The 22,869-nt window shown below is 74.7% G+C and carries 22 protein-coding genes; 11 read left to right on the forward strand and 11 right to left on the reverse strand.

Going from position 1 to position 22,869, the window contains the following annotated elements; translation table 11 throughout:
- Positions 1-66: 66 nt before the first annotated feature.
- Positions 67-747, reverse strand: a complete 681-nt coding sequence (locus ACYP53_RS35345) for a TetR/AcrR family transcriptional regulator (protein ID WP_189917448.1) — start codon at positions 745-747, stop codon at positions 67-69.
- A 156-nt stretch (positions 748-903) separates the two neighbouring features.
- Here ACYP53_RS35345 and ACYP53_RS35350 point away from each other — a divergent pair, with 156 nt between their 5' ends.
- Complete coding sequence (locus ACYP53_RS35350) at positions 904-1,722, forward strand: MOSC domain-containing protein (RefSeq protein ID WP_459650461.1); 819 nt, start codon at positions 904-906, stop codon at positions 1,720-1,722.
- A 176-nt stretch (positions 1,723-1,898) separates the two neighbouring features.
- Here ACYP53_RS35350 and ACYP53_RS35355 read toward each other — a convergent pair whose 3' ends face one another.
- Entirely contained in the window at positions 1,899-2,291 is a 393-nt protein-coding gene (locus ACYP53_RS35355; RefSeq protein ID WP_189917444.1) for a ribonuclease, read from the reverse strand.
- Between the two features lie 294 nt (positions 2,292-2,585).
- Between ACYP53_RS35355 and ACYP53_RS35360 the strand changes: the two genes are divergently transcribed.
- Both ACYP53_RS35360 and ACYP53_RS35365 read left to right on the forward strand, forming a co-directional pair.
- Positions 2,586-4,223, forward strand: coding sequence for a carboxyl transferase domain-containing protein (locus tag ACYP53_RS35360; protein ID WP_459650462.1), 1,638 nt, complete (start codon positions 2,586-2,588; stop codon positions 4,221-4,223).
- Positions 4,224-4,807: 584 nt separating this feature from the next.
- The gene (locus tag ACYP53_RS35365; protein WP_229928701.1) at positions 4,808-5,182 is read left to right on the forward strand and encodes an aggregation-promoting factor C-terminal-like domain-containing protein; all 375 of its coding nucleotides are present in this window, start codon (positions 4,808-4,810) and stop codon (positions 5,180-5,182) included.
- A 166-nt stretch (positions 5,183-5,348) separates the two neighbouring features.
- Here ACYP53_RS35365 and ACYP53_RS35370 read toward each other — a convergent pair whose 3' ends face one another.
- The gene (locus ACYP53_RS35370; protein WP_459650955.1) at positions 5,349-5,906 is read right to left on the reverse strand and encodes an HD domain-containing protein; all 558 of its coding nucleotides are present in this window, start codon (positions 5,904-5,906) and stop codon (positions 5,349-5,351) included.
- Positions 5,907-6,141: 235 nt separating this feature from the next.
- On the opposite strand from ACYP53_RS35370, the gene ACYP53_RS35375 reads away from it, so the two are divergent.
- Positions 6,142-7,068 carry an AEC family transporter gene (locus tag ACYP53_RS35375; protein WP_459650463.1) on the forward strand — a complete coding sequence of 309 codons (927 nt, stop codon included), beginning with the start codon at positions 6,142-6,144 and terminating at the stop codon, positions 7,066-7,068.
- 69 nt (positions 7,069-7,137) lie between these two features.
- On the opposite strand, the gene ACYP53_RS35380 is transcribed toward ACYP53_RS35375, so the two are convergent.
- Positions 7,138-7,575, reverse strand: a complete 438-nt coding sequence (locus ACYP53_RS35380) for a MarR family winged helix-turn-helix transcriptional regulator (protein ID WP_459650956.1) — start codon at positions 7,573-7,575, stop codon at positions 7,138-7,140.
- Between the two features lie 171 nt (positions 7,576-7,746).
- Between ACYP53_RS35380 and ACYP53_RS35385 the strand changes: the two genes are divergently transcribed.
- Positions 7,747-8,601, forward strand: a complete 855-nt coding sequence (locus tag ACYP53_RS35385) for an alpha/beta fold hydrolase (RefSeq protein WP_459650464.1) — start codon at positions 7,747-7,749, stop codon at positions 8,599-8,601.
- 259 nt (positions 8,602-8,860) lie between these two features.
- On the opposite strand, the gene ACYP53_RS35390 is transcribed toward ACYP53_RS35385, so the two are convergent.
- Together ACYP53_RS35390 and ACYP53_RS35395 are read right to left on the reverse strand one after the other, a co-directional pair.
- Positions 8,861-9,412, reverse strand: coding sequence for a DUF1707 SHOCT-like domain-containing protein (locus ACYP53_RS35390; RefSeq protein WP_459650465.1), 552 nt, complete (start codon positions 9,410-9,412; stop codon positions 8,861-8,863).
- A 152-nt stretch (positions 9,413-9,564) separates the two neighbouring features.
- Positions 9,565-9,828 carry a dsRBD fold-containing protein gene (locus ACYP53_RS35395; protein ID WP_189917431.1) on the reverse strand — a complete coding sequence of 88 codons (264 nt, stop codon included), beginning with the start codon at positions 9,826-9,828 and terminating at the stop codon, positions 9,565-9,567.
- Positions 9,829-10,135: 307 nt separating this feature from the next.
- On the opposite strand from ACYP53_RS35395, the gene ACYP53_RS35400 reads away from it, so the two are divergent.
- The gene (locus ACYP53_RS35400) at positions 10,136-11,155 is read left to right on the forward strand and encodes a DMT family transporter (protein ID WP_459650466.1); all 1,020 of its coding nucleotides are present in this window, start codon (positions 10,136-10,138) and stop codon (positions 11,153-11,155) included.
- Between the two features lie 7 nt (positions 11,156-11,162).
- Entirely contained in the window at positions 11,163-11,825 is a 663-nt protein-coding gene (locus ACYP53_RS35405; protein ID WP_459650467.1) for a DUF6629 family protein, read from the forward strand.
- A 19-nt stretch (positions 11,826-11,844) separates the two neighbouring features.
- Here the strand turns inward: ACYP53_RS35405 and ACYP53_RS35410 are convergent, their stop codons facing one another.
- Both ACYP53_RS35410 and ACYP53_RS35415 read right to left on the reverse strand, forming a co-directional pair.
- A complete protein-coding gene (locus tag ACYP53_RS35410) occupies positions 11,845-13,218 on the reverse strand; it encodes an MFS transporter (protein ID WP_459650468.1) in 1,374 nt (457 codons plus the stop codon).
- Positions 13,215-13,916 carry an ArsR/SmtB family transcription factor gene (locus ACYP53_RS35415; RefSeq protein WP_459650469.1) on the reverse strand — a complete coding sequence of 234 codons (702 nt, stop codon included), beginning with the start codon at positions 13,914-13,916 and terminating at the stop codon, positions 13,215-13,217. The genes ACYP53_RS35410 and ACYP53_RS35415 overlap by 4 nt, the downstream gene beginning before the upstream one ends.
- 273 nt (positions 13,917-14,189) lie before the next feature.
- On the opposite strand from ACYP53_RS35415, the gene ACYP53_RS35420 reads away from it, so the two are divergent.
- Both ACYP53_RS35420 and polX read left to right on the forward strand, forming a co-directional pair.
- The gene (locus ACYP53_RS35420) at positions 14,190-14,951 is read left to right on the forward strand and encodes a histidine kinase (RefSeq protein WP_189917421.1); all 762 of its coding nucleotides are present in this window, start codon (positions 14,190-14,192) and stop codon (positions 14,949-14,951) included.
- 113 nt (positions 14,952-15,064) lie between these two features.
- Complete coding sequence (gene polX / locus ACYP53_RS35425) at positions 15,065-16,792, forward strand: DNA polymerase/3'-5' exonuclease PolX (protein ID WP_459650470.1); 1,728 nt, start codon at positions 15,065-15,067, stop codon at positions 16,790-16,792.
- 28 nt (positions 16,793-16,820) lie between these two features.
- Here the strand turns inward: polX and ACYP53_RS35430 are convergent, their stop codons facing one another.
- Both ACYP53_RS35430 and ACYP53_RS35435 read right to left on the reverse strand, forming a co-directional pair.
- Entirely contained in the window at positions 16,821-17,768 is a 948-nt protein-coding gene (locus tag ACYP53_RS35430; RefSeq protein ID WP_459650471.1) for a carbohydrate kinase family protein, read from the reverse strand.
- Positions 17,769-17,771: 3 nt separating this feature from the next.
- Positions 17,772-18,815 carry a pseudouridine-5'-phosphate glycosidase gene (locus ACYP53_RS35435; protein WP_459650472.1) on the reverse strand — a complete coding sequence of 348 codons (1,044 nt, stop codon included), beginning with the start codon at positions 18,813-18,815 and terminating at the stop codon, positions 17,772-17,774.
- 159 nt (positions 18,816-18,974) lie between these two features.
- Between ACYP53_RS35435 and ACYP53_RS35440 the strand changes: the two genes are divergently transcribed.
- On the forward strand, positions 18,975-19,877 hold the full coding sequence (locus ACYP53_RS35440) for a LysR family transcriptional regulator (RefSeq protein WP_459650473.1): 903 nt from the start codon (positions 18,975-18,977) through the stop codon (positions 19,875-19,877).
- Positions 19,878-20,082: 205 nt separating this feature from the next.
- Complete coding sequence (locus ACYP53_RS35445) at positions 20,083-21,747, forward strand: peptide-N4-asparagine amidase (protein WP_459650474.1); 1,665 nt, start codon at positions 20,083-20,085, stop codon at positions 21,745-21,747.
- A 333-nt stretch (positions 21,748-22,080) separates the two neighbouring features.
- On the opposite strand, the gene ACYP53_RS35450 is transcribed toward ACYP53_RS35445, so the two are convergent.
- Entirely contained in the window at positions 22,081-22,770 is a 690-nt protein-coding gene (locus ACYP53_RS35450; protein ID WP_308437577.1) for a response regulator transcription factor, read from the reverse strand.
- Between the last annotated feature and the right edge of the window lie 99 nt (positions 22,771-22,869).

Below are 22,869 nucleotides of genomic sequence, written 5' to 3' on the forward strand. Positions count from 1 at the left end.
GATGCCGGGAGGCCGCCGCTCTCAGCCCTGCTCAGCCTTTCTCTGCTCGGCCCTTCGCAGCCCTGCTCAGCCCTCGGGGGTCGCCGGTGTCTCCGCTTCCCAGAGGTCCGCGAACATCCGGTCGAGGTGTTCCTCGCCGATCGGCGGGACCGGCAGCGGGTGGGCGGCCCGGGCGCGGAAGCCGTCCAGGAGGAGGGCGAGGTAGCGGCGCCAGAGGTCGGGGCGGATTTCGGTGGCGGCGGGCAGGGCGCGGCAGAGCGGGCCGAGGAGGAACAGCAGGTCCATGGTGACCACGTCGCGCCGCATGGTGCCCTGGTCCTGGGCGCGGGCGATGAGGGTGCCGACGGTGGTGGCGTGCTGCCGGCTGATCTCCAGCATGCCGGGGATGGCCGGGATGGCCTGGGTGACCAGGTCGTTGACGCCCCGGTCGGCGGCGACGAGTTCGAAGATCCGGCCGAAGTACCGTTCGAGGCCGGTCCAGGCGTCGTCGGTGGCGAGGGCCTCTTCTCCCGCGGCGGCCAGGCCGGCTCCGGCGTCCGCGAACACTTCGCCGATGAGTGCCTCGCGGGTCGGGAAGTGCCGGTAGAGGGTGGCGTTGCCGACGCCGGCCTCCTTGGCGATCTGGTCCAGCGGCACGTCCAGGCCGTTCCGGGAGAACATGTCGCGGGCGGCGGCGAGCAGCAGGTCCCGGTTGCGCTGCGCGTCTCGCCGGAGCCGTCCCGGAGGGTTCGCGCTGCTCGGTGCCATGCGTCCGACCCTAGCAAGCGCGGGGCGGGTGGACCGCCGACGACCTGACCGGCCCGGTCGCGGTGGTCGAGCGGGGTCCCGCGCGGGGCGAGTGGACCGCTCAACTACCCTACGGATCGATCGGGTCCGGAAAGATCGACGGGGGCGGGGGAATTCATGGCCACGGTGACGGAGCTGCGGTACTACCCGGTGAAGGGGTGCGGCGGGGTGTCGGCGGCGCGGGCGGAGCTGACGCCGGCGGGGCTGGCCCATGACCGGGAGTTCATGGTGGTGGACGAGCTCGGCGTGTTCCGTTCCCAGCGCCGGGACCCGCTGCTGGCCGCCGTCCGCCCGGTGGTGCTGGAGGGCGGCCGGGTGCTGGCGCTGGCCGCCGCGGGGGTGGAGCCGCTGACGGTCGCGGTGGACACCGAGGGTCCGCGCCGCGAGGTGCGGCTGTTCGGCGCACCGTTCCTGGGCATCGACCAGGGGAAGGAGGCGGCGGACTGGTTCTCGGAGGTGCTGGGCGTGCCCGGCCGGCTGGTCCGGGTGCCGCCGGAGCACGACCGGGTGACCGACGGTCTGACCCCGGGCACCTCCGGCTACGCCGACAGCAGCGCCGTGCACCTGCTGTCGCGTGCCACGCTGGACCGCTTCAACGAGCTGTCGGGTGCCGCCGCGCTGTCCGTGGACCGGTTCCGCCCGAACCTGGTGGTGGACGGCTGGCCGGAGCCGCACACCGAGGACCTGGTCCGGCGCCTCACGGTGGGCGGCGCCGAACTGGGCTACACCAAGCTGGCGATCCGCTGCGCGGTGACGATGGTGGACCAGTCCAGCGGGGCCAAGGCCGGGCCGGAGCCGCTGCGCACGCTGGCCCGGTACCGCCGGGCCGCGGCGGGCGGGGTCGCGTTCGGCAGCAAGTTCTCCGTGCTGCGGCCGGGCTCGCTGCGGGTCGGGGACGAGCTGTCGGTGAGCGCCTGGGGGCCGTCCGAGCTGTGAGCCCGCCGGCCCGTCGACTGGTCGGCGGGTCAGCGGGTGCGGCGGGTCAGCGGGTGCGGTGGATCGGCGGGTGCGGTGGATCGAACCGTCGACGGGTCGGCGGGTGCGACGGGTCGACGGGGGCGGTGGCGGCCCCGGTGGGGAAGTGTGCCGGGGCCGCCGTCGTGCCGGGGTGGTCAGCAGCCCTGGTCGATCAGGGAGAACGTGGCGTAGTGGTCGCCGGTGTAGTAGTCCTCCTGGTTGCCCTGACCGGTCACGATCCGGCGGGCCCCGCGGGTCCGGGAGCCCGGGGTGACGACGGTGTACTCGTGGTAGTACCCGGAGAACTGGCTGGGCAGGACGCGCTCGCTGTTCCGGAACACCACGCCGTCCTGGGAGTAGGGGAACGGCCCGTCGGAGGCGATGAGGTCGAGGGTGTCGCCGGCCTCCGGCGGGAGCGCGGAGAGGCAGACCGTTCCGCTCACGGTGGCGTGCGCCTCCGTGGTGACGGCGAGCGGCGCGAGGGTCATCAGGGCGACGGCGGTGACGGCGGCAGCGCGGGACTTCCACGCGCGTAGAGTGCGAGACATGTCCCCAGTCTGGCGAGACACGGTCAAATCCGGAAGCCCTCCATCCAAATGTTAACCAGTGAGTAACTCCCCTTTACCTAGCAGGACTTGGCGCGTACTTCGACCCCCGCCGCGCTTCCCCGCCCACTCGCCGACGCCGTCCACGAACCGCCCGGACAACACAAGGATCGACCGTCGTCAAACTAGCCTCGGAGCCGCCCTCCTCCGCCCCACGGGCCCTCGCCGCGCCCGGAGCGCGCCGCATAGAGTGACGGATCATGATGGGCCGGAACGAGCTCTGACGGGGTGGACGACATGGCTGCGAACGACGACGACGGCGCACGGACGGCACCGACCGCGACACCGCACCCCACGGCCCGGAAAGCCCCCGAGGCCGCCGGGACCGCCGGAGTCGCCAGGCCCTCCACCGCGCTGACCGCGCACCAGCTGATCGGCCTGCTCGTCGACCCCGGCAGCTTCCACGGCTGGGACGAGCCGACCCCGGGCCCGCCCGCCGACCCCGGCTACCGCGCCTCGCTCGACCGGGCCCGCGCCCGCACCGGCCTGGACGAGGCCGTCCTCACCGGCCGCGGCCTGATCGACGGCCGGCCGGTCGCCCTGGTCGCCTCCGAGTTCGGCTTCCTCGGCGGCTCGATCGGCGTCGCGACCGCCGAACGGATCACCCGGGCCGTCGAGCGCGCCACCGCCGAACGCCTGCCGCTGCTCGCCCTGCCGGTCTCGGGCGGCACCCGGATGCAGGAGGGCTCCGCGGCCTTCCTCTGCATGCTGCGCATCACCGCCGCCGTCCAGGCCCACCGCGCGGCCGGTCTCCCCTACCTCACCTATCTGCGCAACCCCACCATGGGCGGGGTCTTCGCCTCCTGGGGCACCCTCGGCCAACTGGTCCTCGCCGAGCCGGGCGCCCGGCTCGGCTTCCTCGGCCCGCGCGTGTACGAGGAGTTGCGCGGCGTGGAGCTGCCGCCGGACGTCCAGCGGGCCGAGACGCTGGCCGAGCAGGGACTGGTGGACGCCGTCGTACCGCCGCAGGAGCTGCGCGAGCTGGTCCGCCGCACGCTCGCCGTCCTCGGCACGACGCCACCGGCCGACGCTCCGACGGCAGCCCCTGCCACCGACACCCCTTCCACGTCCTCCACCTCTGTCAGCGCCCCCTCCACCGAGCCGGCCGCCCCCGACGCCTGGGACTCCGTGCTCCGCACCCGCCGTCCGGACCGTCCGGGCACCCGCGAGTTCCTGCGGCACACCGCCGAAGAGCTGGTGCTGCTGGACGCCCCCGGCGGACGCGGCGGTGCCCTGGTCCGCGCGCTCGCCGTGCTCGGCGGCCGGCCCGTCCTGGTCGTCGGCCAGCAGCGGCAGACCCCTGAGCACGAGCGCCCCTTCACCGCCGCCGACCTGCGGGCGGTCCGGCGCTCCGCCGGCCTGGCCGAGCAGCTCGGACTGCCGCTGGTCACCGTGGTGGACACGGCCGGCGCCGAGCTGTCCGCCGGGGCCGAGCGGGAGGGCGTCGCGGTGGAGATCGCGCACTGCCTGACCACCCTGCTCGCGCTGCGCACCCCCGTGCTGGCGGTGCTGCTCGGCCAGGGTTCGGGCGGGGGCGCGCTCGCGCTGCTGCCGGCCGACCGGGTGCTCGCCGCCGGACACGCCTGGCTGGCGCCGCTGCCGCCCGAGGGGGCCTCGGCGATCGTCCACCGGGACGGCGGGCACGCCGCCGAGCTGGCCCGGGCGCAGGGCATCGGGGCGCACCACCTGGCGGAGGTCGGCCTCGTGGACGAGGTGATCCCGGAGCTGCCGGACGCCGCCGACGAACCGGAGGCCTTCTGCGCCCGGCTCGGCCGGGCGGTCGGTGCGGCGCTCGGCGCCCTCACCGCGACGCCCGACGCGGACCGGCTCGCCGCCAGGGCCGTCCGCCACCGGCGGCTGGGCGACCTCCGCTGACCGGCCACTGACCGGCCACTGACCGCCTGCCGACCGCTCGCCGACCGACAGCCGGCCGACAGCCGGCTGTCCACCGGTCGATCACTCCCCCGAGGGGTCGCAGGGCGTGGCCCCGGTCTCACCCACCGCGTTGATCGTCTGTACCCAAAGTTCCTCCCCCGGACCGGCGGGTGACGGCCCGAACGGCTCAAACGGTGAGTGCGCTCACACGGATTCAGCGTCCACGACGGTCCGTAGTAGTCCCCGCCGCGCGGTGCGGGGCCGCCCCTGGCCCCCCGTAGCCCATGTTCGCGCAGGTCAGAACGGGTCGGCGCGCTTCGCGCGACCGGCCCTTCGAATCCACGGCGACCGCGCGCCGTACGACCGCCGGTCGTAACGAGGGGGTCTTGGCGACGGCCGATCCGGTCTGGCAACAATGGCTCAGTCGTCAGCCGCACCGGCTCCTGTCCCGCCGGTGAACGGCTTACTGCCGAGTCGCACCCCGTGACCGCATTGGCCCCTGTCCGGCCGTGGGTCCTGGGCGGGGCGCGACCCGGCCCAACCTGATTGAGGTCTTGTTCTTCATGCCCGCTTTCAAGCTCCGTATGCGTACTTCGGCCGCGATTCTCGCCGGCGCCGCCGGTCTGACCGCCCTGGGCGCCGGTGTCCTGCCCGCCACCGCGAACGCCGCCACCGCCTCCCCGCAGGCGATCGCCGCCCAGATCGTCCCGGCGAACCAGCTGGCCTCGTTCAGCCAGATCATCTCGCACGAGTCCAGCTGGAACGTGACCGCGACCAACCCGAGCTCGGGCGCGTACGGCCTGGCCCAGGCGCTGCCGGGCTCCAAGATGGCCTCGGCCGGCGCGGACTGGCAGACCAACCCCAGCACCCAGATCAAGTGGGCGCTGGACTACATGAACTCCCGCTACGGCAGCCCGAACGCCGCCTGGGCCTTCTGGCAGAACCACCACTGGTACTAAGCCGGCCCCGTCGGCCCACGTATCCCCTCCCGCCCCCTGACCACTCCCCCTCACCCCGGGGTCGGACAGGGACCACCGGGGTGCCCGAGAGGGCCCGGACCCGCGCGATCCGCGTGGCCCGGGCCCTCTCGTGGTTTCCACCGCCGACCCGCCCGCACCTCCCGGCCTACGGCTCGCCCGTCAGCCCCAGCAGCTCGCGCATCCGCGCGTACTTCGCGGCCAGCCGCTCGGCGGTCGCCCGGTCCAGCACGGCCAGCCGGGCCGGGTCGGAGTTGTGGGCCAGGTCGGCGCACTTGACCAGCAGGGCGCCGGGCGTGGCCAGGATGCGCGCCGCGTACTCCTCGACCGGTTCCCCGGAGCGCCGGGTGAGCGCGTCCACGATCGCCTTGGTCTCCTCGGGCAGCGCGGCCGCCGCCAGCCACTCCCGGCTCAGCCGGTCGTCCTCGACGGTGTCGTGCAGCCAGCCCGCCGCGATCTGCGCCGCGCTGCCGCCCCGCGCGGCCGTCCCGTGCGCGACCGCCGCGATGTGCTCGCCGTACGGGTGGCCGTTCTTGTCCACCTGTCCCCGGTGGGCGCGGCGGGCGATCGCCTCCACCTCGGACAGGCTCAGGAACCCGTCCGCCGTCGGCCCGCCGCCCGGCTCGTCCCTCTGCTCCCGCTGCTCCCGCTGCTCCCGCTGCTCCCGCGCCGGATCGTCCACCGGCCCACCCCTCGGTTCGTCCATCGGTTCGTCCATCGGTTGATCCATCACCTGGTCCAGCGGTCCGACCACGGGCTTCCCCCGGTTCGTCCGTCGCCTCCCCCTCGGCTCATCGTAGGCCCGTGATCAGCGCGTGGACGGTCACTGGTTTACTGCCCCGGGGGTTCACGGCTTCGAGGGTTCACCAGCCAGGGAGTTGACGCCCCCGGCGGAAACCCCTGCCGCACCCGGCAGACTCGTCCGAGCGATCCGAGGAACCATGCCATCCCTGCATCCTCTGCTGTCCGGCTTCGCTCCCATCTGGGCGCTCACCGGAGTCGGTTACGTCGTCGGCCGCACCGGGCTGCTCGGGCCGCACGCCGAGGCGGTGCTCAACCGGTTCGTCTTCCACGTGGCGATGCCGGCCGCGCTCTTCCTGATGATCTCCCGCACCCCGCTGGACCGGTTCGCCAACCCCTCGATCGCGGCCTTCGCCGCCGGCACCGCGATAGCGACCGGACTCGGACTGCTCGCCGGACGCGTGTTCTTCGACCGCAAGCGCGGCGAACTGGCCATCGGCGCGATGGCCTCGGGGTACGTCAACTCCGCGAACCTGGGCATCCCGGTGACCATGCAGGTGCTCGGTGACGCCTCCTTCGTGGCCCCCGTGGTGCTGTTCCAGATCCTGCTGGTCACCCCCGCCGTCCTCGCCGTGCTGGACAGCGGCGCGGCCGGCCGCCGAGCCCTGCTCACCCTGCCGGTGCGCAACCCGATCCTGCTCGCCACCGCACTCGGCGCCGTCGTCTCCGCGACCGGGGTGCACCTGCCCACCGAGCTGAATCGTTCCTGCGAGCTGCTCGGCGGTGCCGGCGTGCCGACCGCCCTGATCGCCCTCGGCATCTCGCTGCACAACCGCCCGCCGGCGGACGGCCGTTCGCGCCGCGCCGAGGTCGGCCTGACCGTCGCCGTCAAGACCCTGATCCAGCCGCTCGCCGCCTTCGCCGTCGCCGGCCCGCTGCTCCACCTGCCGGCCCACCAACTCCTCACCGTCGTCCTGTTCTCCGCACTGCCCACCGCGCAGAACGTGTACACCTACGCCCGTGAGTACGCGCAGGGCACGCTGCTCGCCCGGGACGCGGTGCTCTGGTCGACGCTGGTGTCGATGGCGACGCTGTCGGTGATCAGCTGGACCCTCGGGCCGGCGTAGCCCCTCGCCCGCTTCCCGCCCACTTCTCGCCCTACTTCCCGCCTGCTTCTCGCCTACGTCCGCTCCCGCTCACTCCTGCTGCCGGGCGGTGGCCACCACCTCGGCCATCGCCTCCAGGAAGCGCCGGGCCACGGCCAGCTCCCCCGGCTCGAACCGCCCCATCGCCGCCAGCAGGTCACCGATCAACCCGCCGAAGAAGCCCTGGCCCAGTTCCATCGCCCGCTCCTCGACCAGCAGCCGCACCCGGCGCCGGTCCTGCGGGTCGCGCTCGCGACGGATCAGCCCGAGCCGCTCCAGCCGGTCCACCAGGCCGGTGGTGCCGGCCGAGTTCAGGTGCAGCGCCTCGCCGAGCCGGCCCGGGGTGACCACCTCCCCCGCTCGGGCGGCGTCCAGCAGATGGATCAGCGCCCGCAGATCGGTCGGGTGCAGACCGTTGCGGGACGCGAACTCGGCCCCGAACAGATCCAGTTCGACCGTCAGCCCGCGCAGCAGGTGCACCAGCCGCATCGGCTCCTCAACCTCGGACACCCGTCGGCCCTCCTCGATGGCTTCCTCGATGACGCTTCCTCGATCACGCCCGTCCCGTTATTCTCTCGTTCAGCGAGATACTTGCCGAACGAGATGCATGGTGGGCGAGTGTTTCCGCGCGCCATCACACCACACCCGCGGAGGCCCGTCATGTCCGCCCGCACCGCCCGCTTCCTGGCCGCCTACGACGCCCTGCTGGCGCGCTGGCCCGTCCCGGTCGAGGCCCTCACCGTCCGCACCGACCACGGCACCACCCGGATCAACGCCTGCGGCCCACGGGACGGACGCCCCCTCGTCCTCCTCCACGGCGGCGGCGCCACCTCCACCATGTGGTCCGCCAACGCCGCCACCCTGGCCGGGGCCGGACACCGCGTCCTCGCCGTCGACCTGATCGGCGACCCCGGGCGCAGCGTCCACGACGGCGCCGCACTCGACGGCGTCCCCGGGCTGCTCGGCTGGTTGGACGCCGTCCTCGACGGACTGTCCGTCACCGAGGCCGACCTCTGCGGCCACTCGTACGGCGGCTGGATCGCCCTGGAGTACGCCCTGCACGCCCCCGGCCGGGTCCGCCGGCTCGCCCTGCTCGACCCCACCCAGTGCTTCGCCGGCTTCCGCCCCGGCTACCTGCTGCGCGCGCTCCCGCTCTTCCTCCCCGGCCGCACCCCGGCCCGCGCCCGCGCCTACCTCGACTGGGAGACCGGCGGCGGACACCACCTCGACCCCGACTGGCGCGAGCTCTACGCCCTCGGCTACGCCGACTTCCCCGCCTCCCGCGTCGTCACCGGCCCCCGCCCCACCCCCGCCCGCCTCCGCACCCTCACCGCCCCCGTCCTCACCCTCCTCGCCGCCCGCAGCCGCACCCACGACCCCGCCCGGATCGCCGACGCCGCCCGCCGCGCCCTCCCCTCCGCCGAGGTCGCCGTCCTCCCGGACGCCACCCACCACGACCTGCCGACGGCCGCCGCCCCCGAGGTCAACCGGCGCCTCGTCGACTTCCTCGCGTAGGGCCCGAGCCCCCTCGTCGCCTGCACCTGACCCGGCCACGGCCACAGCCAGGCAGAGCAGTTTGGCGTCGGTCGACCGGGGCGAGCGCCCCGACCAGCGCGTTCGGGGCAGGTGATCATCGATCTGCTCGTAGAGTGACGTCAGGAGGGTGTCCGGCCCTTCGGTCGTCATAACCCGGTGCCGGACACCCTTCCGGCATGCTCGAAGCAGAACCGGCGATCCCAGCCGGTATCGGAACCACGCGCCCAGGTGCCGGTGTTCAGCGCCAGGCGTGCCGGATCCGTACCCGGCCGAACCCGATGGCGCCGCTGAACCGGATCGTCGGTCCGCCGGGGCGGGCGGGGTGCCGGGGCCGGTAGAGCGTGGTCTTCCAGCCCGTCGTCAGGCCCTCGATGTCCACGACGGCGTCGCGTGGCACCGTGATGGCGGCCCCGCCGGTGCCCAGGCTCAGCTCGATGTCGATCACCGGATGCTCGATGACCGCCCGGGACAGGTCCAGCCGTACCCGCCCCATCGCGGACTCGATCCTGAGCGTCCGGGGGACCGTCCAGGCCCCGCCGCGCCGGATCCGTCCGGTGGCGGCGGAGATCACGGACGTCGGGCCCGGCTCCTCCTCCGGCAGGGTGTCCAGGACCCGCGCCAGGTCGCCGCGCGTGCCGGCGGTCAGCAGTTCGTGCAGCCGGAGCTCCATCTCCTCGTGCGTGATGTGCCCTTCGGCGTAGGCCTGCTGAAGGCGCGTCACGGCAGCCTCGCGCTCCCCCTCGGCGATCGGGCGCGGCCGGCGCGGCGGGTTCTTCGACGGAGAGGTCATCACCCCACTGTACGGGCGCGGTCGGCGCCGCAGAACACCCGGGCGCCGTGCCCGGTACGACCCAACTGCCCGCCCCCGCCCGGCAGTACGACGCGGCGCCCGACCCGGCCCGGCCCGGTCTGTGCCGGTGGGGGCGGAGGCGGATCCGTCCGTCAGTAGACCAGGTAGCCCGGGCGGCGCCCTTCGTCGTCGATCTCCCCGGTGGCCTGGGCCCGCAGCTTGCGGGACAGCTCCTCCAGGGCGCGGGAGGCCGCGACCTCCTCGCCGATCCTGGCGAGCGGACGGTCCTCGGCGCTCTTCACGGCCTCGCCGTGCGCGCTCAGGCCCGGCGCCCGCGCGCCGGTCAACCTGGCGTCGCACGCCGTGTGCACGCCGTCCTCGTTGAATGTCAGCTCCACGTCCCACTGGTTGTGCATGCCACACCTCCTGGCGCCGGCCCCCGTCGCGCCTTGTCCGGACCGGCACGGACGGTGACCCGTGGCGGCCGCTCACACCAGCGTGCGCCTGCCCCGCCCGTGGCGGCAAGCGCGGCGGACGGCACCCGGCGGGGCGGCCCGGGTCCGCCCCTGGCGAAGGTCCGGCCAAGGTCCGGCCGAGCTCCGGCCGTCCCGTCCGATCGGCCCGGGCGCCGCCCCGGCGGTACGCTGACGGGAGCGGCCGCGACCGCCGCCCACCTCGGACTCGTCGGCGCGGCGCGGGCAGCGACAACCTGGTGGTCCCTCCGTGGTGGTCTTCCTCCTCGCCCTCAGCGCGGCCTGCTGTCTGGGACTCGGCTTCGTCCTCCAGCAGCACGCGGCGCAGCGGGCCCCCCGTGCCGATCTGCTGCACTGGCGCCTGCTGCTGGACCTGATGCGGATGCCGCAGTGGCTGCTCGGCACCGGGTTCATGGTGAGCGGTCTGATCCTCTCCGCGCTCGCCCTGAACAAGGGTGAGGTGTCCCTGGTCGAACCGCTGCTGGCCACCAACCTGCTCTTCGCGATGGCCCTCTCCCGGGTGCTGACCCGCCAGACCCTGGGCCGCTCCGGCTGGGCCGGGGTGCTGTTGCTGGGGCTCGGGGTGACGGCGTTCATCGTGGCCGGGAAGCCGACCGGGGGCGGGGCCCCCGCCGGGGAACTGCGGCACTGGCTGGTGGTCGGCACGGTGGTCGGACTGGTCGTGCTGCTGGTCTCGCTGGCGCGACGGCTGCCGCTGTTCGAGGAGGCCACCCTGCTGGCGCTCGCCGCCGGACTGCTCTACGGCCTCCAGGACGCGCTCACCCGGACCACCACCCTGCGGCTGGACCACGAGGGTCTGGGGCCGGTGCTGCGCAGCTGGCAGCCGTACGCGGTGATCGTGGCGGGCGTGGTCGGACTGCTCCTGGTGCAGAGCGCCTTCGAAGCCGCGCCACTGCGGATGTCGCTGCCGGCGCTGACCGCCGCCCAGCCGCTGGCCGGGATCGCCTGCGCGGTCGGCTTCCTCGGCGACCGGCTGCGGGTGACCCCGGGCGCGCTGGCCTGGCAGTCGGCCGGGCTGCTGGCCATCGTGATCGGGGTGATCGTGATCGGCCGCCACCCCGCCATGCCCGGCACCGTCCGCGACACCCTGGAGAGCATCGGGGCAGCGCCGGAGGACGGGTCCGGGGAAGGGGTCGGGGTCGGGGCTGGGGAAGGGGTCGGGGACGGGTCCGGCACCGAGAACGAGGACGGCCCTGAGGACGGCCCGCCCGACGGCGACCCCGACGGCGGCCGGCAGCGGCCCGGCTAGCGCCCCGATGTGCTGGAGCGCGCAGGCGGACGCCGTGGCCGGCGGGGTGGTCGCGGCCGTCGGTGTGGCCTGCCTGGTCCGGGCCCACCGGGCGGGCCGGCCGGAGCGCTTGCCGCTGGCCGCGCTCCCCCTGGTGCTGGGGCTGCACCAGCTGATCGAGGCGCTGGTCTGGCTCGGTACGGACGGTGGGCTGCCCGACGCCCTCGCCGACGCGGCCCGCACCGCCTGGGCGGTGATCGCCCTTCCGCTGCTGCCCGTGCTCGTCCCGGCCTCGGTGTGGTGCGCGACCGCCGGGCCGCGCCGGCGTGTGCTCGCCGGGCTCGCCCTGCTCGGCGCGGCCGTCGCCGTCCCGCTGGCCGTGGCCGTCGCCGCGCGTCCGGTGACGGCCACCGAGCGGGGCCACACCCTGGGCTACGCCATCGGCGTCCCGCACCCGGCCCTTCTCCTGAGCGGCTACCTCCTGGCCACCATCGGCTCCCTCCTCGTGAGCGGCGACCGTCTGCTCCGGCACCTGGGGCTCGTCACCGCCGTGGGCGCCCTCGTCTGCGCCCTGGTCTGGCGCCTCGCCTTCGTCTCCACCTGGTGCGCCCTCGCCGCCGTGGCCAGTCTCCTGCTGCTCCGGTGGGCGGGCCGCCCAGCCGTCTCCGAGGCCGCCGAACCGCTGAGATGAACGGCCCGGCCGACGGTTGCTACCCGCGCGCCGCAGCCGGCTCCCGCTCGGTCTCCGCGGTCGGCGGACCATCGGCGGCCGCGCCGCCCGCGCGGCCCCGGAGGCGGTCCATCTCTCGCCACTCGGACCGGAGGCCGGCCAGCGAGGTGGTCGCGAAGTAGACGCCACCGGCCGCCAGCAGGCTGGGTATCAGCCCGAACAGGGCGACCGACGCGCCCGCGACCAAGCCTCCGAGCGGGATCCCGGCCCAGGCCAGGGAGTCGCCGAGGGCGTGGACGCGGCCGAGCAGCCGGCGGGGCACCCGCTCGAACAGCACCGCGCCGAGGATCGGGTTGAGGAAGCCGGAGCCGAAGCCGCCGATCGCGAAGACCGTGAGCACCGCCCACATCGGCGCCCCGAGCGCGAGCACCAGGAAGCGGGGCGCACCGCACAGCAGGAAGCCGACGAAGAAGACCGTCCGGCGGGGCAGTCGGGACGCGACGGCCGCCGCGATCAGGCTGCCGACCACCGCCGTGGCGCCCATGACGCCGGCGGTCAGGCCGATGGCGGCCGGGCCGTTGCCGGACTCCCGGGCCCAGACCGGGACCAGGACGGTGGAGAAGCCGGCGTCGAGCAGGTTGGTGACGCCCACCATCACGATCACCGCGAGCAGCAGCGGCTCGGACCGCAGGAAGGTGAAGCCCTCACGGAACATCCGCCAGTAACCGCCGTCCTGCCCCTCCCCCCTGGGCGACGGCACGGCCGACCCGTCGGCCGCCCCATCGACCGGCCCGCCGGCCACCACCGGGCGCCCCATGCCGCGCGGCAGCGCGACCGCGATGATCAGCGACCCGAGGGCGAAGGTGGCCGCGTTGACCGCCAGCCCGGCCAGCGGGCCCAGCAGCGCGACCAGCCCGCCGCCGGCGGCCGGGCCGATGGTGGAGGCCAGCCGCTCGGTGACCCCCGACAGCCCGGTGGCGCGCTCCAGCGGCACCCGGGCGTGGTCCGCGGCCTCCGGGACCATGACCGACTTGGCCAGATCCCCCGGGCCGCGCATCGCGCCGATCACCGCGACCATCACCAGCAGCACCCAGAACGGGAGCAGCCCCCGCGCGTGCAGCAGCGGCACCAGCCCGGCCGCGGCGGCGCTGACCGCGTCCGTCGTCCAGGACACCGCCCGCGGCCCGAGCCGGTCGACCACCGGCCCGGTCAGGGCCTTGACCAGCACGTACGGCGCCATCTCGACGAAGGCGACCAGGCCGGTCATGGTGGCGCTGCCGGTGGTGGCCAGGACGAACCAGGGCAGGGCGATGGCCGAGACACGCGTCCCGGTGATGGAGACGGCCGTGGCGGTCAGCACCCCGGCCAGCGGCCGGAAGCTGCGCACGGGCGGCTCGACGGCGGCGGCGGTCATCCGGTCTCCCCCTCGGTGTGTGCCGTCTCCCCCTCGGCGCACGCGCGTTCCCCCTCCGCGTGTGCGCTCTCCCCCTCCGTGCATGCGGTCTCCCCCTCGGTGATGGTGGTGCTCGGGTCCGGCAGGACGTGGACGATCACGGAGACCTGCTCGGTGCCCTCCGGAGCCGGCCGGTCGACGTCGATCCGGCGGTAGCGGCCGAGGACCTCGGACAGCTCGCCGGACAGCTGCTCGGCCTCGGCGGGCGTGAGCTGCAGGATCAGGTGGCTCAGGTCCGCCACCCGGCGCCACTCCCGCGGCATGGTCTCGAAGGCGTCCAGCGTGCGCCGGCTGGTCAGGGTGTGTGCGGCCAGGACGGACCGCAGGAAGCCGACGGCCGTGTCCGTGTCCTCGTCCGCCATGTCGTCCACCGTCCAGACGGTGAGCCGCTGGGCCGAACGCCACCAGCGCTCACGGGCGTTGCCGCGCTCCGGGTCCTCCTCGACGAAGCCCGCGGCGGCGAGCTGGCGCAGGTGGTAGCTGGTGGCTCCGGAGTTGAGCCCGAGCCGCGCGGCGAGCTTCGTCGCCGTGGACGGGCCGTGCTTGCGCAGCAGCCCGACCAGCTGCATGCGCACGGGGTGCGCCATCGCCCGCATCCCCCGGGCGGTGATGGCGGTGTCCGGGTCGTCACTGTGCTTCCAGCCGCGGTTCTCGGTCATGGCAGGAGCGTAGAACCGCAAAGAGTCCTTTGCAAAGGATTTTTCGCGAAGACTTCTCTGCGGTCCGTCCGCCCCTGGTCACGGGCGCCGCCCCGCCGGTCGGCGGGTGCGCGACCGGCCGCTCGGCGGGGGCCGGGGCCGGCTTCGCGACCGGGAGCGGGATTGTCACCCGGCCGGGTGAGGCGCACGCTGGCAGGAGGGCCAGGGAAGCGGCCCGCCCCGGTCGGCCGCGGAACCGATGACGGCCGCCGGTGGGGCACGAGGGGCAGGGCGATGACACGCAGTCTCTGGGGCTACGTCACGTCGGGGGCCCGAGCGATCGCGGCCTTCGGCGGCACGGGGGGCACCGGGCGCAGGACCGGCACCGGACGGGCGGGCGGGCCGGCCACCGCCGAGGGCGAGGAGGGCCTCGCGCCGTTCCAGTCCGGCACCATGGCCGCGCCCAGGGCGCTCTCCCGGACGGAGCTGGAGCGGCTGCGGTGGACCGGACGGGAGGCCGGCTGCGAGCCGACGGCCCGGCACGTCCAGGTGGCCGACGTGGTCCGCCGGGTGGTGCGCGGCGGCGGCCGGTCGGCGGCCGTCACCGTCCGGATGGCGCCCGGGCTGCCCGTGGTGGCCGGGGACGCCCGACGGCTGGAGGCCGCCCTCGCCGGGCTGGTCGACCACGCGATCCGCCGCAACCCGCCCGGTGGCCGGGTCCTGGTCCGCGCCGACGTGGCGGCCGGCCCGTCCGTCTGGCGCTCGCCGGGCCGGGCGTCCGCGGCCCGGGGCCCGGGCGTCGGCCGGGGCCCCGCGCGCGAGGACGGCCGGTACGGCGGGCGGGGCCGCGGCCGGGTGGAGATCCGGATCTCCGACCGGGGCGCCCACGTGCTGCCCGAGGCCCGCGAGTGGCTGCTCGCCGGCATCCGCTCCGACAGCCCGGCGGGCCCGGCCCTGCACAGCCTGGTCCTGACGGCCGGCGGCCGGCTCGCGGTCGAGTCCACCCCCGGCGGCGGCCTGACCGTGGTGCTGCTGCTGACCGTCGCCCACGAATGACCGGGCCCCCGCGGCAGGCTCCACGACAGCCCCGCCGCGGGCCCCACATCAAAGACCCCGCGCCGGACGCCGCACACCCGGCGGACCCGCCCCGCCGAACCTAGACTTGCCCCATGCCCCGGCTCAACGACCAGGTCAGGGAGCTGCTCCAGGAGTACGCCGACCTGATCAACATCACCGGCGGGGACGCCTTCCGGGCCCGCGCCTACGAGAAGGCCGCCCGCGCGGTGGGCGGCCACCCCGAGGACCTGGCCGGCCTGGACGTCAAGGGCCTGCAGAAGATCCCCGGCGTCGGGAAGTCCACCGCCGAGAAGATCGCCGAGTACCTCTCCGCCGGGAGGATCACCGCCCTGGAGGCCCTGCGCGCCGAGATCCCGGCCGGCGTGCGGGAGATGACGGCCGTCCCCGGCGTCGGCCCGAAGCGCGCCCTGGCCCTCTACCGCGACCTCGGCATCACCTCGGTGGACGAACTCGCCGAGGCGGTCCGCGCCGACCGGCTGTCCGGCCTGGCCGGCTTCGGCGAGCGCAGCGGCGAGAAGATCCTGCACGGCATCGAGCTGGTGCGGCAGTCCGGCGGCCGGACCCTGCTGGACGCCGCCACCGAGCTGGCCGAGCAGCTGGTCGCCGCGCTCTCCGCCGTCCCCGGCTGCACCCGCTGCGCGTACGCCGGTTCGCTGCGCCGGATGCGCGAGACGGTGGGCGACATCGACGTGCTCGCGACCGCCGAGGACTCCGCCCCTTTGATGGCCGCGCTCACCGGACTCCCGTACGTGGCCGAGGTGATCGGCAGCGGGACGACCAAGACCTCGGTGCGCACCGACCGGGGCGTCCAGGTGGACCTGCGGGTCGTCCCGGAGGAGGACTGGGGCGCGGCGCTGGTCTACTTCACCGGCTCGAAGGCGCACAACATCAAGCTGCGCACGATGGCCGTACGGGCCGGGCTGAAGCTCTCCGAGTACGGGCTGTTCGAGGTGGACGGCGGCGCCAAGGTGGTCTCCCGGACCGAGGACGAGGTGTACGCGGCGCTCGGCCTGCCGTGGATCGCGCCGCCGCTGCGCGAGGACCGGGGCGAGATCGAGGCCGCCCTGAACGGCGAACTCCCGGACCTCGTCCAGGAGTCCGACCTGCGCGGCGACCTGCACACGCACACCGACCTGACCGACGGGCTGGCCACCCTGGAGGAGATGATCGACACCGCGGCCGCCCGGGGCTACTCCTACTTCGCCGTCACCGACCACGCGCCGGACCTGGTGATGCAGCGGATGACCGACGAGAAGATCCTGGCCCAGCGCGAGCGGCTGCGCGGACTCGCCGACCGGCACAAGAGGATGCGGCTGCTGCACGGCACCGAGCTGAACATCGGCCCGGATGGCGGCGTGGACTGGCCGCCCGGGTTCCTGACCGGCTTCGACGTCTGCGTGGCCTCGGTGCACTCGCACTTCACCCTCGACCGCGCCGCCCAGACCCGCCGGCTGATCCGCGCCTGCGAGAACCCGTACGTGCACGTCATCGGCCACCTGACCACCCGGCGGATCGGCAGCCGCGGTCCGATCGACGTCGACCTCGACGCGGTGTTCGAGGCCGCCGCGCGCACCGGCACCGCGATCGAGGTCAACAGCTCCCCGCAACGGCTCGACCTGCGCGACGAGGACATCCTGCGGGCCAGGCGGCACGGCGTGCGGTTCAGCGTCGACAGCGACGCCCACGCCACGCCGCAGCTCGCCTACCCGCGCTTCGGCATCGGCACGGCGCAGCGCGGGTGGCTCACTGCCGAGGACGTGATCAACACCTGGCCGTGGCAGAAGCTGAAGCGCTTCCTGCGCAAGGACGCCCTGCGCTGAGCGCACCGGGCGTTCCTCGGCGCCCTCGTCACACGGTGGCCTCCCCGCAGGAGGCCCCCGGCGAGGCCAGCACCCGGGCCGCGCTGCGGTGGCCGAGCGCGGCCGCCAGCCGCAGCAGGTCCCCGCCGTCCGCGCCCCCGCCGTCCAGGCTTCCGCCATTCGCGCCCCCGCCGGCCGGGCCACCGCCGTCCAGGAACGCGGCCAGGAACCCCGCCGCGAAGGCGTCCCCGGCCCCGGTGAGGTCGCGCACCTCCGCCACCGGCGGCACCGGCACCGTGAACAGCCCCTCGCCGGGCACGTCCACGGTGGTCGCCTCGGCGCCGGCCTTGGTGACCACCGTGGTGGCCGCCAGCCGGGCGCGTTCCGGCCCGGGCAGGCCGTCCGCCAGCAGTCCGAGGAAGGCGGACTCGGAGCGGTTGGCGAACAGGAAGGTGGGCGCCAACTCGGCCAGCAGCGCGAGGAAGCGCTCCCGTCCGAACTGCTCCAGCATGCCGGTCGAGGAGGCGTCCACCGAGGTGGTCCCGCCCGCCTGCCGGACCCGGGCGAGCGCGTCCACCGCCGTGGCGCCGACCGGCTCGCCGTCGAAGGAGTAGGCGGGAACGTGCAGGTGGGTCAGTCCGGCCAGCCAGGAGTCCGGGACGCGCTCCAGCAGCGTGGCGGCGCCCCGGTCGGGCAGCATGGTCCGCTCGCCCTCCCGGTCGATCAGCACCACCACGCTGCCGGTCCGTCCGCGCCGGGAGACCCGTACGTCGACGCCGTGGCCGCCCAGTTCGGCGACCAGGCCGTCCCCGACCGCGTCCTCGCCGACGCAGCCGAGGAAGCGGACCGGGTACCGGTCGGCCGCGAAGCAGGCGACGTTGGCCGCGCTGCCGCCGCGCCGCCGGAAGACCCGGGCGCCGGAGTCGGTGCCGTGCCGCAACGGGCCGTCGACCCAGACCACGATGTCCTCGACGAGGTCGCCGAGCACCCCCAGCACGGCTCAGGCCCCGGTCTGCGCGACGGAGTTGCGGCCGGCCGGCCCACCGGCGGAAGCAGCGGCAGCGGCGGCGGCCAGCGCGATGGCGATCTCGCCCCCGAGCCGGACGTTGCCGCGGTAGACCTCGACGTTGACCTCCAGGCTGCGGCCGCCGGTGTCCCGCTGGATGTGGTCGAGCAGGAAGGGGGTGGCGGCGTTGCCGGTGATGCCCTGGCGCTCGGCCTCGGCCCAGGCGCGGGCCAGGATGCCGTCCAGCTCCTCCGGCGGCAGCTGCTTGGCCGGGTCGACCGGGTTGGCGATCAGGACGGCCTGCGGCAGGCCGAGCCGGTCGCGGGCGTCGATGACCTTCGCGGCCTCCTCGGGCGACTCGACGCTGAAGTTGATCTCGTGGCCGGAGTCGGTGACGTAGAAGCCGGGGTACTTGCGGGTGCGGTAGCCGATGACCGGGATGTTGAAGGTCTCGAAGCGCTCCAGGGTGGCCCGGATGTCGAGGATCGACTTCACGCCGGCGCTGATCACGGTGACCGGGGTGGCGGCCAGGGTGGTCGTGTCGGCCGACTCGTCGAAGCTCTCGGAGGCGCCGAAGTGGACGCCGCCGAGGCCGCCGGTGGAGAAGACCCGGATGCCCGCGCGGTGGGCCAGGAAGGCGGTGGCCGCGACGGTGGTGCCGCCGTGCCGGCCGAGCGCGGCGACCACCGGCAGGTCGCGCAGGCTGACCTTGTCCAGGCCGTCGATGGCGGAGAGTTCGGTGATCTGCTCGGTGGTGAGGCCGACCGTCGGGACCCCGGCGTGCACGCCGATGGTCGCCGGGACGACGCCCGCCTCCCGCAGCTGCCGCTCCGCCTCCAGCGCGACCGCCAGGTTGCGCGGGCGCGGCAGGCCGTGGGTGAAGATGGTCGACTCCAGGGCGACCACGGGCCGGCCGTCGGCGAGGGCCCGCACGACCTCCTCGGCGACGTGGACGGCAGGAGCGGCCGGACCGGCGGAGGAGCCGGGGGCGGAGGCGGCGGAGAAGGCGGCGGGGGTGCTGGGCGGCAGTCCGGTCATGTCGCGAACTCTCTGTGAGATGCCACTGCGGCGGGGCAACGTGCTGATCAGCGTATGGACGGTTCGCATCGGGATCCAGAATGCGTCCTGGGGTTTGTGATAGGCCGACACCTATTGGTTCGTCCACCATTCGTCCCTGCTTCGTCTACCCTGACGGCCATGGGTTTCACCTTGCGTCAGCTGGAGGTCTTCCTCACCGTCGCCGAGACGCTGCACTTCGGCCGGGCCGCCGAACGGCTGCACATCTCGCAGCCGACGGTCAGTCAGGAGGTCGCCCGGCTGGAGCGGACCGTCGGCGTCGAGCTGTTCGACCGCAGCCGCCGCTCCGTCGCGCTCACCGAGGCGGGAGAGGTGATGGCCACCGAGAGCGCCCGGCTGCTCGGCCAGGCCGAGACCCTGCTCGTCCGCGTCCGGCTGCACGAGGAGTCCCGGCTCGGCACCGCCCGGATCGTCGCCTCGCCGAGCGTGGTGAACCGGCTGCTGCCCGCCGTGGTCAGCCGGGCCGAGCAGGAGCTGCCCGCGCTCGACACCGCCGAACTCGCCGTCGACACCGGCCAGGTCTCCACCACCCTGGCCGGCGAACTCGCCGACATCGGGCTCGGCCGCTTCCTGGACGAGGTGAACGGCTACCGGCTGGAGCGGATCGCCGACGAGCCGGTGCTCGTCGCCCTCGGCCGGGACCACCCGCTGGCCGGCCGGGCCAGCCTGCGACTGGCCGAACTGCGCGACCTGCCGCTGCTGTTGTGGCCGCGCGAGCAGCACCCCCGCTACTACGACCACGTGCTCGGGCTGTGCGGGGACCACGGCGTCGACCCGCCGGTGCTGGTCAGCCCGCCGCGGATCGTCGGCTCCCGGCTCTACCTGCTCGCCCGCAACCGCGCCTTCTCACTGGTGCCCGGCTCGATGACCGGCCACCTCACCGAGGACGTGGCCACCGTACGGCTGGAGGGGCGGGCCACCCTGCCGCTGGAGATGCAGTGGCGGCTGGACGACCGCAGGCCCCGGCTGGCCGGCCTGCGCGACCTCATCCGGCAGGAGGCGGCCGCGCTGGAGGAGGCGTAGCGGAAGGCACCCCTCGCCCCGGGCCGCCGCACCCCTCGCCCCGCACCGAAGGCCCACCACACCCCGAGGCCCACCGCACCCCGCGCCCCGCACCCGCCCCACCCCGACGACCACCCTTGACGCTGGCATGCCACCGCCGGAAGGATGCCGGATCATCCCTCCGGCCCGCGGCAGCGCCACGGGCCGCCCGACCCCGGGACCTGCCATGGCCCTGCGCCCGCTGCTCCGCCGCGCCGCCGGATTACTCGGTGCCGCCGTCCTCACCCTGGCCGGCACCATCACCGCCGCCGGCCCCGCCCACGCCGACTTCGGCACCGACTACCACGACCCGGTCACCGCCACCAAGCCCCTGACCCGCCCGGACACCCGCTCCTGCACCGTCGAGGCGATGCACCGACGCGAGTTCCGCGACGGCTACGGCAACCCGCCCGACACCCCGTACACCGCCACCCTCACCCCGCCCGCCGACTGCGCCGGCCCCTGGTCCGCGGTGGTGCTGGACCTCCACGGGCAGGTCGCCGGGCGGCAGTTCGACCGGATCTTCAGCGTCCGCGTCGGCGGCGTCCAGGTGCTGCTCTCCTCCACTCCGGAGCCGTCCAAGGACGGCATCGAGTGGAACGTCGAGCACGACGTCACCCGCTACGCCCCGCTCCTCGCGGCCGGTCCGCAGGAGTTCTCCTTCGACCTCGCCAACGTCACCGATGCCACCTACACCGGTGTCTTCACCATCACCGCCAGCCTGACCTTCTACACCGCGGACGCCCGCTGGCCGGCCGCCCGCGGCGCCGACCGGCTGCTCACCACCGGGCCGTTCGCGCTCACCGGAGCCGCCCCCTCCGCCGGGCGCGACCTCACCTTCCCGCAGAACCTCGAACGCCTCACCGCCGAGGTCTACACCCGGGGCGGCGGCGCCTGCGAGGAGTTCGCGTACGCCTCCGCGCCGGACGCCTTCGTCGCCGCCAACCCGGGCCTCGGCCTCTGCGGCAAGGGCCCGTTCCGCGAGCTGCGGCTCACCGTCGACGGCACGGTGGCCGGCGCGGTCTGGCCGTACCCGGTGATCTACACCGGCGGCTGGGACCCGCTGCTGTGGCGGCCCGTCCCCGGCGTCTTCGCCTTCGACCTGCCCGCCTACCGGCTCGACCTCACCCCGTACGTCGGCCTGCTGCTCGACGGCCGCCCGCACACCGTCGGCGTCACGGTGAACGCGGCCGAGGCGCAGAGCAACGACGTGTGGACCGGCCAGGTCAACCTCTTCGCCGAGGTCGACCACGGCGCCACCCGCACCACCGGACAGCTCACCGACCGCCGGGTCGCCCCCGAGGCCGCCGTCGGCACCGCGCTCGCCGACCACGGCGGCGGCAGCGGGGACTGGACCGTCACCGCCGCCCGGCACGACCTCGCCCGGGGCTGGGTGCAGACCTCGCACGGCCGGATCACCACCGAGGTCCGCGACGACCTCTCGTTCCGCTCCGGGCAGCAACTGCGCGACAGCGGCAACGACGTGGCACTGCACAACGCCACCGACCTCACCCGCACCACCTCGACCTGGGGCGGCGGGCCGCACCGCACCACCACCGTCCACGAGGGCGAACCCCTGGACGTCACCTACAAGGTGAGCCACGACGCGGCCGGAAACACCGACCAGACCACCGCCATGGACCTCGGCTACCACCGCGAGACCACCGCGGCGACCGGCGGCCACGTCACCGAGCGCTCCACCGTCGACCACACCCTGCGCCCGACCGCCCGGCGCCACGACGGCGACCGCACCGTGCGCACCGGCAGCAGCACGGAGGACTACCGCAGCACCGGTCCGCAGGGGCCGTACCACCGGACGCTGAGCTTCGTGGACGGATGGCCCTCGCCCTGAGCCGACCGGTTGCCACGGAGTTGCGAAAATTGCCCGAATTCATGCTGTTCGCCCCTGGTGCACGCGGCGTGGGAGGCGCATGATGGGAGGTGGACCTGCGAGGTAGCTGAAGGAGTTCGACCGCAGGAGGCAGTGGCGACAGATCGAGACGGATCAGGGTCTGCCGCTGGCATTTCTACCTCGGTCGACGATCGAACTTTCGGCCGGAGGACGTGACGTCCGGAGGCCACCCCCGCCTCGCAGGTTCCGCCGCGCGTCCACGGAGCATCCCCTCGTCTCCGTGGGCGCGCTCTCCACGTCCGCGGCCGCGCGACCGGCCCCTACGGAGCAGCGCTAGACCGACCCGGCGTAGCCCATCTCCCAGGCGTGCACGGCGATCCCGACCCGGTTCGCCACCCCGAGCTTGCGCTGGATGCTGGCGACGTGGGTCTTCACCGTCCCCGGCGAGATGAACAGCTCGGCGGCGATGTCCGCGTTGGTACGGCCCTCCGCGACATGGCCGGCGATCTCCACCTCCCGCTCGGTCAGCGGCACCGCCGCCACGGGCCCCCGACGCTCCGGCCGGCGCGGCGCCGTCACGTGCCGCAGCAGCCGGACGGTGACCGACGGGCTGATCAGGCTCTCCCCGTCCGCCGCCGCCCGCACCGCCTCGGCCAGCAGGGACGGGCCGGAACGCTTCAGCAGGAACCCCGAAGCCCCGTGCCGCAGCGCCGGGTAGACGTACTCGTCCAGGTCGAAGGTGGTCAGCACCACCACCCGTACCGGCTCGGCCACGCCCGGCCCGGCCAGCCGCCGGGTCACCTCCAGCCCGTCCACCCTCGGCATCCGGATGTCCACCAGCGCGACGTCCGGCCGCAGTCGGCCCGCCAGCTCCAGCGCGGCCGCCCCGTCCGCGGCCTCCCCCACCACCTCGATGTCCGGCTGCGCCTCCAGGATCCGCCGCACGCCGCGCCGCACGGCCTCCTGGTCGTCCGCGATCAGGGTGCGGATCACCCGCGGGGACCCACCGTTCGCACTCGTCACGTCCAGCAGTCTGCCACGCACCGGCCGACGGGACGCTCCCGCGGTGACGGACGGAACGTTCCCGCGGCGACCGGCGGGAAGACTCACCCCGCGACCGGC

It is taken from the genome of Kitasatospora sp. Ki12 (assembly GCF_054601375.1).